The following is a 10995-nucleotide window of genomic DNA, read 5'->3' on the forward strand; positions in this document are numbered from 1 at the left end:
GATCGGCGAAATCTATTCGCGGATCGCGGCCCATCCGGATTTCACCTATCACAACAAGCCGGAGAAGCGCACCGAGATCGAGCGCGACGGCTTCATCACCTCCGGCGATGTCGGCTATATCGACGCCGATGGCTACGTCTTCCTGTGCGATCGCAAGCGCGACATGGTGATCTCGGGCGGGGTCAACATCTACCCGGCGGAGATCGAGGCGGTGCTGCATGCCGCGCCCGGCGTGCATGACTGCGCCGTGTTCGGCATTCCCGACGCCGAGTTCGGCGAAGCGCTGATGGCGGTAGTGGAACCGCAGAGGGGGGTGACGCTGGATATCACCAAGGTCCGCGCCCGGCTGAAGGACCAGCTCGCCGACTACAAGGTGCCTAAGCACATCGAAGTCCGGTCTCAACTGCCCCGGGAGGATTCCGGCAAGATCTTCAAGCGTCGGCTGCGTGATCCGTATTGGGAACAGGCGGGCCGGCGAATCTAGCGATTGGCACCCGAGCCGAATGCCGCCTCTTTCTTGATCTTGCACTGCCGCAAAAATGTTTGCAGACTTCAGGGGCTGCCGGGGCCGCCTCTGGAGAGCCGACATGACCGTCCAGACGATGCCTTCGGACGCCGAGCTTCGCGCCAACCGGTTCGATGATGCACAGGCGGTCGAGGAAGATGCGAGGCTGCGCAACGACATCAGGCTGCTCGGGCGCATTCTCGGCGACACCGTCCGCGACCAGGAGGGGGAGGACGTCTTCGACCTGGTCGAGCGCATCCGGCAGACCTCGATCCGCTTCCACCGCGACGAGGACCGGCTGGCGCGGCGCGAGCTTGAATCGATGCTCGACAGCATGTCGATCTCCGAGACGGTGCGGATCGTCCGGGCCTTCAGCTATTTCTCCCATCTCGCCAACATCGCCGAGGACCAGAACAACATTCGCCGGATGCGGGCGCGGGGCGCTGCCGGGGGCGTGCTGGCGGAGACGCTGTCGCACGCGAAGGCCGCCGGCCACAGCCCCGCCGATCTCCGCCGCTTCTTCGCCGATGCGTTGGTCAGCCCAGTGCTGACCGCCCATCCGACCGAGGTCCGCCGCAAGAGTACGATGGACCGTGAGATGGAGGTGGCCCATCTGCTCGACCGCCGCGAGCGCTTGCAGATGACGGCGGAGGAAGCCGCGGCCAGCGACGAGGCCTTGCGCCGCGAGGTGCTGACCTTATGGCAGACCAATCTCTTGCGCAGGACCAAGCTGACCGTGCTGGACGAGGTCGAGAACGGTCTCGAATTCTATGACCACGCGTTCCTGCACGAGGTGCCGCGGCTGATCGGCGCGCTGGAAGATCGGCTGAACGAGGGTGAGACGACCGGTGAGGAGCTGGCCTCTTTCCTGAAGATGGGAAGCTGGATCGGTGGCGATCGCGACGGCAATCCCTTCGTCACCGCGGAGGTGATGCGCGGCACCTTGAAGCTGCAGTCGAGCCGGGCGCTGCAATTCTATCTCGAGGAGTTGCACGAGCTCGGCGCCGAGCTGTCGATGGCCTCGCATCTGGTCGGCTTCACCGAGGAATTGCGCGCACTGGCCGCGCGCTCGCCGGACACCTCGCCGCATCGCAGCGGCGAGCCGTACCGGCTCGCCGTGTCCGGCATCTATGCCCGGCTGAGCGCCACCGCCGAGAAGCTCGACGTCGAGGTGGTGCGGCGGCCGGTCGGCGAAGCCCCGCCCTATGGCAGCGTCAGCGAATTCCAGGCCGATCTCGACGTGCTGCATCACTCGCTGATGTCCAACAAGGTCCGGGTGATCGCGCGGGGGCGGCTGCGCCATCTACGTCGCGCGGTCGATTGCTTCGGTTTCCATCTTGCCCGTCTCGACATTCGGCAGAACTCCGCGGTGCACGAGCGCACGGTCGCCGAGCTCCTGGATGCGGCGATGCCGGGCCTGTCCTACATGGCACTCGATGAAGAGGCGCGGATCACGCTGTTGTCCAACGAGCTGCGCAGCCCGCGGCCGCTGACCTCGAGCTTCATCAAATACAGCGAGGAGACGCTGGGCGAGCTCGCCGTATTCCACGCCGCAGCCGAGGCGCATGCCAGGTTCGGCCACGACGTGATCCCGCAATGCATCATCTCCATGTGCAAGGGCGTCTCCGACATGCTGGAGGTCGCGCTCTTGTTGAAGGAGGTTGGCCTGATCGACCCTTCCGGCCGCAGTGCGATCAACATCGTGCCGCTGTTCGAGACGATCGAGGACTTGCAGGCGGCCGCCGGCATCATGGACCGCATCCTGTCGCTGCACGACTACCGCAGGCTGGTGGACAGCCGCGGCGCCTTGCAGGAGGTGATGCTAGGCTATTCCGACAGCAACAAGGACGGCGGCTTCGTCACCTCGGGCTGGGAGCTGTACAAGGCCGAGATCGGCCTCGTCGAAGTGTTCGAGCAACACCATGTGCGGCTGCGGCTGTTTCACGGCCGCGGCGGCTCGGTCGGCCGTGGCGGCGGACCGAGCTATGATGCGATCGTGGCGCAGCCCGGCGGCGCGGTGAACGGCCAGATCCGCATCACCGAGCAGGGCGAGATCATCTCCAGCAAATATTCCAATCCCGAGGTCGGCCGCAGCAATCTGGAGATTCTCGCGGCCGCCACGCTGGAAACGAGCCTGCTGCATCCGCGGCAACCTGCCCCCAAGCCCGAATACCTCACCGCGATGGACGAATTGTCGGCGTTGGCCTTCAAGGCCTATCGCAGTCTGGTCTACGAGACCGACGGCTTCGTCGACTATTTCTGGGCGTCCACCGTCATCAACGAGATCGCGACATTGAACATCGGCAGCCGGCCGGCCTCGCGCAAGAAGACCCGCGCCATCGAGGATCTGCGCGCGATCCCCTGGGTGTTCTCCTGGGCGCAATGCCGCCTGATGCTGCCGGGCTGGTACGGCTTCGGCAGCGCGGTCGACGCCTGGATCGCGGAGCATCCCGAGCAGGGCATGCCGTTCCTGAAGGAGCTCTACCAGGAATGGCCGTTCTTCCGCATGCTGTTGTCGAACATGGACATGGTGCTCGCCAAGAGCTCGATCGCGATCGCCACCCGTTATGCCGAGCTGGTGCCGGACGAAGCGTTGCGTGAAAAAATCTTCAGCCGCATCCGCCGGGAATGGCATCTCGCCATCGAGACGCTCTTGGACATCACCGGGCAAGATCGGCTGTTGCAGGGCAATCCGCTGCTCGAACGCTCGGTGCGCCAGCGCTTTCCCTATCTCGATCCGCTGAACCACGTGCAGGTCGAGCTGATGAAGGAATACCGCGCCCAGAACCCGGACGAGCAGATATTGCGCGGCATTCAGATCACCATCAACGGGATTTCGGCGGGGCTGCGGAATACGGGGTGAGCCGCTGACGACAAATTCCATCGTCGTTCCGGGATGCGCCCATCCGGCCGTGCTTTGCGCGGACCGGGCGGGGCACCCCAGAACGACGGCGGTTGCTGTTTGAGCATGCGCCCAGCAACTACGGCTTCAGCGCGCCCTGCACGCTGGTGTAGACCGCGTAGAGCGAGCTCGAGCCGCAGATGTAGAGTCGGTTGCGCTGCTGGCCTCCGAAGCACAGGTTCGCGACGGTTTCCGGAATGTGGATCTTGCCGAGCAGCTCGCCGCCCGCCGTGTAGCATCGCACGCCGTCCTCGTTCGGATCGCCCCAGCCGACCGAGCACCACACCCGTCCCTCGGTGTCGCAACGCACCCCGTCGGTGATGCTGGGTTTCGGCATCTCGGCGAACACCTTGCTGTTCGATAATTTGCCACTCCCATGATCGACGTCGAACACGCGGATATGGGAAGGGTTGTCTGGGCCGTCTGTGAAGCCGGTGTCGAGGATGTAGAGCTTCTTCTCGTCGGGCGAGAAGGCAAGTCCGTTGGGCTCGACGAAGTCGTCGACAACGACCTTGACGTCGCCGGTCTTCGGATCGACCCGATAGACGTTGTGCTTCTCCTGCTCGGGATCGGCCTTGATGCCTTCGTAGTAACCCCCGATGCCGTAGGCGGGATCGGTGAACCAGATCGCGCCATCGGCGGCGACGACCGCGTCGTTCGGCGAGTTCAGCTTCTTGCCGTTGTACTTGTCGGCGATGATGGTGATCGAGCCGTCAAGCTCGGTCCGAGTGACCCGGCGGCCACTGTGCTCGCAAGTGATCAGGCGTCCCTCGCGATCGATCGTATTGCCATTCGAGTTCATCGACGGCTGACGATAGACGCTGATGTGCCCGTCATCTTCGCAGAAGCGCATGATGCGGTTGTTGGGAATGTCGCTGAAGAGTACGTAGCGCCCGGCAGGAAAATAGACTGGCCCTTCGGCCCAGCGGAACCCGGTTGCGACGCGTTCGACCGCCATGGTGCCGGCGAAGGCCGGAAACTCGGCGGGTCCGAAGGTGACCTTGCCTTTCTTGGCCGACTCCAGGCGCGAATCCGGATAGCGGCTGCCGGGAAGAGGGCCCAACGGCAGCGGAGCCGTGGACATCGTTGGTGCGCCGGTCTGGCCGAGTGGCGTCACGCTGGCCGCCGAGGCCGCATTGACGGTCGCCGCCGAGGCGGCAAAAACCGCCGCCCCCTTCAAGAGGCTGCGGCGGTTGACGGCTTTGTCGATCGTGTCGGGAAAGGTCAGTGGGCTTGTCATGATTCTCCTCCCAGTTTCTTGTTGGGAGGAAAGCATGTGACCGCAATCCGGCATAAAGCGGGCCGAGTTGCAAAAAACAACCTGAGATAGAGTAATTTAGATGGGGTCCCAGCTAAAGACATCGGCGGAGCGATCGAGCTTGTAGAACGACGGCCTCAGCGCCGGCATCGCGTGCTGGGCGATGGTCTCCGGCGTCCAGCCTTCGCTGCGCTGCACTGAACGCAGCGGACGGTTCTGGCTGAACAGGAAAATCTCGTTCATGCGGACGCCGAAGATCTGTCCAGTGACATCCTTCGAGGCGTCGCTCAGCAGGAACGCCGCCATCGGCGCGATCCTCTCCGGGCCCATCTGCTTGATCTTCTCGACCCGGGCCTTCTCGGCCTCGGTCTCGGTCGGGATGGTTCCGATCATCCTGCTCCAGGCGAAAGGCGAGATGCAGTTCGAGCGCACGTTGAAGCGGTTCATGTCGAGTGCGATCGATTTCGACAGGCCGACGATGCCGAGCTTGGCCGCGGCATAGTTCGCCTGGCCGACATTGCCGACCAGACCGGAAGTCGAGGTGAAGTGCACGAAGGCGCCGCTCTCCTGCTCGCGGAACAGCCGCGCCGCGGCATGCGAGACGTAGAACGAGCCCATCAGGTGCACCTTGATGACGGCCTCGAAGGCTTCCACGCTCATGCGGTGGAAGATCATGTCGCGCAGGATGCCGGCATTGTTGACGACGCCATCGAGCCGGCCGAAATGGTCGGTCGCGGTCTTGACGATGCGGCTTGCGGGGATCGCTTCCGCCACGGTCTCGAAGTTGGCGACCGCGGTGCCGCCGCGCTTCTTGATCTCCTCGACCACTTCCTCGGCGGGCGCCGCGCTCGAGCCCGAGCCGTCGGCCGCGCCGCCGGGATCGTTGACCACGACCCTGGCGCCCTCGGCCGCGCAGAGCAGCGCGATCTCGCGGCCGATGCCGCGGCCCGCGCCGGTGACGACGATGGATTTGCCTTCGAGTGATTTTGTCATGCTTGTTTTCTCCCCTTGTTCTCACCGTCATTCCGGGGCGACGCGTCAGCGTCGAACCCGAAATCTCGAGATTCCGGGTCTGGTCCTTCGGACCATCCCGGAATGACGACGGCTGTTACTTCTCGTTCGTGAAAATGATCGTGCCTGACGCCGCGAACATGCCGCCGACGCCGTGGCACACCGAAATCTTCGCATTCGCCACCTGCGCCGGCGCAATGCCGCGCATCTGCCGTACGCTCTCCTGCAGCGCGTACATGCCGTACATGCCCGAATGCATGTAGCTCAGGCCGCCGCCATTGGTGTTGAGCGGCAGCTTGCCGCCGGGGCGGGTGTTGCCGTCGGCGATGAACCTGCCCGTCTCCTCATAGGGCACGAAGCCGAGGTCGCCGAGACCGTACAGCGGCAGGTGGGCAAACGCGTCGTAGACCATGAGGTGGTCGACGTCGTCGTGGGCGATGCCAGCCTCCTTGAACGCCAACGGACCCGCGACCTTGAAGGCGCGCGAGGAATTGAACGTCTCCATCTGGCTCACCATCGGCGTCTCGACGCTTTCGCCGGTGCCGAGGATGTAGACCGGCTTTGTGGGAAAATCCTTGGCGCGGTCGGCGGAGGTGAGGATCAGCGCGCCGCCGCCGTCGGTGACGAGGCAGCATTGCAGCAGGCGGAACGGGTAGGCGATCATCCGGGAATTCAGGACATCGGCAACCGTGATCGGCTCCTTCATCGTTGCGCGCGGGTTCTTGGCCGCCCATTCGCGTTGCACCACCGCGACCATGGCGATCTGCTCATGGGTGATGCCATGGGTCTTCATGAAGCGCAGCACCGGGATCGGGAACATGCTCGGCGGACCGTACACGCCGAACGGCGCCTCGAACTGGCCGTTGAGACTGTCGGCCGGCGTGGAGCGCGGCTGCTTGCCGATCATCGACTTACCGCTCTCGGCATGGGTGATCAGCACGGTCTTGCACAGCCCGGCCTCGATCGCGGCCGCTGCGTGCCGCACATGCAGCATGAACGAGCAGCCGCCGACCGAGGTGCCGTCGACCCAGGTCGGCGTGATGCCGAGATAATGGCAGACCTGCTGCGGGCTTTCGACCGCGGTGGCAAAGCCGTCGATGTCGGAGAGCTTCAGCCCGGCATCGGCGATCGCGTTCAGCGCCGCATCCGCATGGAGCTGGATCTGCGACATGGTGGGGATGACGCCGAGCTCGGTGGTCTCGGCCGCGCCGACGACGGCGACCTGGTTCCTGCGCATGATGTCTACCCCTTCGCCGGACGGAATTTCGGGAGGGTGATCTTGTCGTCGAGCTTCTCGAAGATGACCTCGAGCCGCATGTCGAGCTCGAGCGCCTCCGGCGTCTGCGGGCAGTCGACGATGTTGCTCATCATGCGCGGGCCCTCGTCGAGCTCGACTACGGCGATGGAGTAGGGCGGCGTGAAGCCGGGCGCGGCGGGACGATGGTTGATCACATAGCTGTAGAGCTTGCCCTTGCCGCTGGCCTTGAAGACGGTGACCTTGCGGCAGGCGCAGGACGGGCAGAACGGTCGCGGCGGAAAGTAGACATGGGCGCAGGCATCGCAGCGCTGCAGCCTGAGCTCGCCGGCCTGCGTGCCGTCCCAGAAATGCTGGGTTTCCGGCGTCGGTTTAGGTCGTGCGCGTGCTGCCTCGGCCATTTCGAACGTTCCTCCAAACATGCTTGACCGGTTTGATGCGCCATCGGGCCACCCGGCGTCAACGGCTTGGCCGATCTGCACATGGCGCATATTCCGGCCGGCGCACAATGCAGTAGACGAACCCGCTTGTTTCCGTCTAATCCGGCGCGGTAGAAGTGCCGCGAGACGAAGAGATTTCGGAGGAATGGAATGTTCAAGGTAGCGGGTGCGGTATTGGCCGCCGGTCTGGGTTTGGCCACGCAGGCCTTCGCTGCCGACGCGCCTGCCGAGATCAAGATCGGCACGCTCTACGCGTCCTCCGGGCGTTTCGCCTCGATCTCGATGCCGGTCTACAGCGCGCTGAAGCTCTGGGTCGAGCAGAAGAACGCCGATGGCGGTGTCTATGTGAAGGCGTTCGACAAGAAGCTGCCGGTCAAGCTCGTGTCCTATGACGACCAGAGCAATACCGCGACCGCATCGACGCTCTACAACCAGCTCATCACCCAGGACAAGGTCGATCTCCTGGTCGCCGATTCCGGCTCGGTGCTGACAGCGCCGGCGGTCGCGATCGCGCGCGACCACAAGATGTTCCTGTTCGACCAGACCGGCACGGGCGCGAGCTTCTTCTCCAAGGACAATCCCTATATCGCGCTGATGGCCGATCCGGTCTCGACCGTGTGGCCGAAGCCGGTCGCCGACTTCATCACCCATGACGGGCCCGCACTCGGCATCAAGAAGGTCGCCATCCTCTATGCGACCAACGAGTTCACGGGCACGCAGGCCAACGCCTTCCGCAAGTTCGTGAAGGAGTCGGGCGCGCCGATCGAGATCGTCTACGATCAGGGCGTCCCGACCGAGACCACCAACTACACCGTCATCATCAACAACATCAGCAACGCGGAGCCGGATGCGGTGATCCATCTCGGCTATGCGCCGAACGACATCGCCTTCCTGCGCAACGTCCAGGACGTTGGCGTCAAGTTCAAGATGCTGTTTGCGATCTATGCCGGCATCGAGACCGAGCTCCTGGAAAAGAACGTCGGCGCCAAGGGGCTCGAGCATGTCTGGACCTACGTTCCGCCCTCCGAGCTCGCCTATCCGGTCGAGTTCGGCATGAGCATGAAGGATTACAGGGCGGCCTGGGATAAGAAATATTCCGACGGCAAGATCGATTTCGGCTTCAATGCGGTCGCGGGCTACACCACGGCGCTGGTGATCGAAAAGACGCTGTCGGTCGCGACCAGCCTCGACCAGATGGAGCTGCGGCGCGCGGTGTTCTCGCTCTCGGGCCAGCTCAAGACGCTCGATGGCACCTTCGCGCTGGACGAGATGGGCGGCCAGATCGGCGAATTGACGCCGCTCGGTCAGCTCGTGCTTGATGACCACGGCCACATCAAGTTCGTCTCGATCTATCCGCATGAGACCGCCACCGGCAAGCCGGTCTATCCGGCTCCATGACGCCGCCTGAAGCTGAGGGAACGTCGCCGGGGGCCGGGCGCTGATGCTGACTTACGCGCTGGTCGCGGGCGTGCTGTTCGGGCTCTATTTCAGCCTGGTCGGTATCGGCCTCAATCTGGTGTTCGGCGTCATGCGCATCGTCAATCTCGCACACGGCGACACGCTGATGCTCGGCGCCTTCATCGCGCTGGGCGTGGTGGCGCTTTTCGGTATCGATCCGCTGTTCGCGGTGCCGCTCGCCTTCGTCATCTTCGTGCTGGCGGGTCTGTTGCTCTATTGGGTGCTGGTGCCGCGCCTGCAGGGCTCGGCCAATCCGGAGATGCTGTCAATCATCCTGTTCTTCGGCCTGTCGCAGGTGGTCGAGGCGATCACCACGATCTTCGCCGGCACCAGCGAGCGCTCGATCCAGAGCCGGCTGCTCGGCACCGTGTTCACGACCATCAAGGTCAGATGGTTCGGTGGCAAGCCCGGCGCCGCCGGCCCGATCCATATAATGGGGCAGGGGTTTCCAGCCCCTTGGGTGATCGCGGCCGCCACCAGCCTGATCGCGATCGCACTGGTCTATCTCTACCTCTACCGGACGCGGCTCGGCACCCTGACGCGTGCGGTGATGTCGCGCCGCGACGAGGCGCTGGCGACCGGCATCGACGTCGACCGTGTCTCGGCGGCGGCCTTCGGCATCGGGCTTGGGCTCGCGGCGGTAGCCGGCGTGTTCGCGCCCTTCATGTTCGGCTCGGTGACGCCGGCGTTTGGCGCGGACGCCACCGTTACCTCCTTCGCCATCGTGGTGCTGGGCTCGCTAGGAAACCCGCTCGGCACCGCGCTCGGCGGCATCGTCTACGGCGTCTGCTACATGCTGGTGCAGACCTATCTTTCATCGTGGGCCGATCTGTTGCCTTACGTGCTGTTGATCCTGATCCTGCTGTTGCGCCCGAGCGGCCTGCTCGGAAGGCGGGTGCGCGTTGCCTAGCGCCGTCAAGCACACGCTGTTCATCCTGCTGCCGCTGATCGTCGTGTTTGCGGTGCTGCCCGGCGTCTACCAGAACCATCTGCTGCTGTTCAATTTCGTGATCTTCCTGACCTTGGCACAGGGCGTGAACATCATCTACGGCTTCACCGGCTATCTGCCGTTCGGCTATGTCGGCTTCTTCGGTGCCGGCGCCTACGGTTTTGCGATCATGGTGATGCACCTGCAATCGCCGGCTCTGCCGGCGGTGCTGGTTGCCGGCATCGTCGGCGTGCTGCTCGGGCTCCTCCTGACGCCGCTGCTGCGGCTGTCGGGGGCCTATTTCGCGATCGCCAATCTCGCGGCCTCGCTCGCGGTGCTGCATTTCGTCGCCAACCCGGCGTTGGAGAGCATCACCAAGGGGCCGTATGGCGTGTCGCTGACGGGCACCTTCAATCCGACACTCGCCTATTCTTCGGCGCTGGCCGTGCTGGCGCTGACCTTGGTCGGCGTCGTCTACCTGAAGAACTCGGGCTTTGGGCTCGCGTTGCAGGCAGTGCGCGAGGACGCCGTCTCCGCCGCGATGGCCGGCGTCAACGTGGTGAAGATGCGTGTGATCGCCTGGCTCGTCTCAGCGCTGGTCGCAGGCCTCGCCGGCGGCATCTATGCCTGGTACGTCTCGGTGTTCTATCCGGACAATGTGTTCTCCGGCGAGTTCTCGATCTTCGCCATCGTGTTCGCGCTGTTCGGCGGGGTGGCTACCATCACGGGGCCGATCGTCGGCGTCATCATCCTCTACGGCATCTACAACCTGATCGGCTTCACCACGCCGCAATATTTCCAGCTCATCTATGGCCTGTTGATCATGGGGCTGGTGCTGTTTCTGCCCGCAGGGCTAGTGTCGCTGGCAACGCGCAGGGGCTGGCATGTCCCCTGAGCCAAAACCCATCCTCAATGTCACCAGGCTTGTGAAGCGCTTCGGCGGCTTCCATGCGCTCGATGGCCTGAGCTTCCATGCCGCGCCGGGCGAAATCCTGGGGCTGGTCGGCCCGAACGGCTCCGGCAAGACCACGGCGATCAACGTGATCTCGGGCCTCTATGCACCCGACGGTGGCGAGGTCATGCTGGACGGTACGTCGATCGGCGGCGTTGCCTCGCACCGGCTGGTCCATCGCGGGATCAACCGTACCTTCCAGGTGCCAAAGCCGTTCCTGTCGCTGACCGTGCGCGAGAACATCGAGGTGGCGCTGCGCTACGGCCGCGCCACGGTGACGCCGCCG

At 64.2% G+C, this 10995-nt stretch carries 9 protein-coding genes and 1 pseudogene; 6 read left to right on the forward strand and 4 right to left on the reverse strand.

Features of this window, described 5'->3' with window-relative positions:
• Both JOY90_RS20135 and ppc read left to right on the forward strand, forming a co-directional pair.
• Window positions 1-484 (forward strand): annotated as a pseudogene (locus JOY90_RS20135) (long-chain fatty acid--CoA ligase); the annotation flags it as partial.
• A 103-nt stretch (window positions 485-587) separates the two neighbouring features.
• Window positions 588-3368 carry a phosphoenolpyruvate carboxylase gene (gene ppc / locus JOY90_RS20140; RefSeq protein WP_291692860.1) on the forward strand — a complete coding sequence of 927 codons (2781 nt, stop codon included), beginning with the start codon at window positions 588-590 and terminating at the stop codon, window positions 3366-3368.
• Between the two features lie 118 nt (window positions 3369-3486).
• Here the strand turns inward: ppc and JOY90_RS20145 are convergent, their stop codons facing one another.
• The 4 genes from JOY90_RS20145 to JOY90_RS20160 form a co-directional block, all read right to left on the reverse strand.
• Complete coding sequence (locus JOY90_RS20145; RefSeq protein ID WP_291692861.1) at window positions 3487-4647, reverse strand: SMP-30/gluconolactonase/LRE family protein; 1161 nt, start codon at window positions 4645-4647, stop codon at window positions 3487-3489.
• 96 nt (window positions 4648-4743) lie between these two features.
• Window positions 4744-5658: an SDR family oxidoreductase gene (locus tag JOY90_RS20150; RefSeq protein WP_291692862.1), complete on the reverse strand. Its 915-nt coding sequence runs from the start codon at window positions 5656-5658 to the stop codon at window positions 4744-4746.
• A 115-nt stretch (window positions 5659-5773) separates the two neighbouring features.
• Window positions 5774-6913 carry a thiolase gene (locus JOY90_RS20155; RefSeq protein WP_291692863.1) on the reverse strand — a complete coding sequence of 380 codons (1140 nt, stop codon included), beginning with the start codon at window positions 6911-6913 and terminating at the stop codon, window positions 5774-5776.
• Between the two features lie 5 nt (window positions 6914-6918).
• Window positions 6919-7332 (reverse strand): Zn-ribbon domain-containing OB-fold protein, encoded by a 414-nt coding sequence (locus tag JOY90_RS20160; protein ID WP_291692864.1) that lies wholly within the window; start codon window positions 7330-7332, stop codon window positions 6919-6921.
• 189 nt (window positions 7333-7521) lie between these two features.
• On the opposite strand from JOY90_RS20160, the gene JOY90_RS20165 reads away from it, so the two are divergent.
• The 4 genes from JOY90_RS20165 to JOY90_RS20180 all read left to right on the forward strand — a co-directional run.
• The gene (locus JOY90_RS20165) at window positions 7522-8769 is read left to right on the forward strand and encodes an amino acid ABC transporter substrate-binding protein (RefSeq protein ID WP_291692865.1); all 1248 of its coding nucleotides are present in this window, start codon (window positions 7522-7524) and stop codon (window positions 8767-8769) included.
• Window positions 8770-8812: 43 nt separating this feature from the next.
• The gene (locus JOY90_RS20170) at window positions 8813-9739 is read left to right on the forward strand and encodes a branched-chain amino acid ABC transporter permease (RefSeq protein WP_291692866.1); all 927 of its coding nucleotides are present in this window, start codon (window positions 8813-8815) and stop codon (window positions 9737-9739) included.
• Window positions 9732-10652: a branched-chain amino acid ABC transporter permease gene (locus JOY90_RS20175; protein ID WP_291692867.1), complete on the forward strand. Its 921-nt coding sequence runs from the start codon at window positions 9732-9734 to the stop codon at window positions 10650-10652. The genes JOY90_RS20170 and JOY90_RS20175 overlap by 8 nt, the downstream gene beginning before the upstream one ends.
• Window positions 10642-10995, forward strand: a 354-nt coding sequence (locus JOY90_RS20180) for an ATP-binding cassette domain-containing protein (protein WP_291692868.1), incomplete at its 3' end; no start/stop codon positions are given. The genes JOY90_RS20175 and JOY90_RS20180, both read left to right, overlap by 11 nt.

The sequence above is a fragment of the Bradyrhizobium sp. genome (assembly GCF_019242285.1).
In the GTDB taxonomy this organism is placed as follows: domain Bacteria; phylum Pseudomonadota; class Alphaproteobacteria; order Rhizobiales; family Xanthobacteraceae; genus Bradyrhizobium.

Coding starts and splice junctions, on each gene's coding strand:
- ppc (WP_291692860.1), top strand. CDS start 588: ATGACCGTCCAGACGATGCCTTCGGACGCCGAGCTTCGCGCCAACCGG.
- JOY90_RS20145 (WP_291692861.1), bottom strand. CDS start 4,647: ATGACAAGCCCACTGACCTTTCCCGACACGATCGACAAAGCCGTCAAC.
- JOY90_RS20150 (WP_291692862.1), bottom strand. CDS start 5,658: ATGACAAAATCACTCGAAGGCAAATCCATCGTCGTCACCGGCGCGGGC.
- JOY90_RS20155 (WP_291692863.1), bottom strand. CDS start 6,913: ATGCGCAGGAACCAGGTCGCCGTCGTCGGCGCGGCCGAGACCACCGAG.
- JOY90_RS20160 (WP_291692864.1), bottom strand. CDS start 7,332: ATGGCCGAGGCAGCACGCGCACGACCTAAACCGACGCCGGAAACCCAG.
- JOY90_RS20165 (WP_291692865.1), top strand. CDS start 7,522: ATGTTCAAGGTAGCGGGTGCGGTATTGGCCGCCGGTCTGGGTTTGGCC.
- JOY90_RS20170 (WP_291692866.1), top strand. CDS start 8,813: ATGCTGACTTACGCGCTGGTCGCGGGCGTGCTGTTCGGGCTCTATTTC.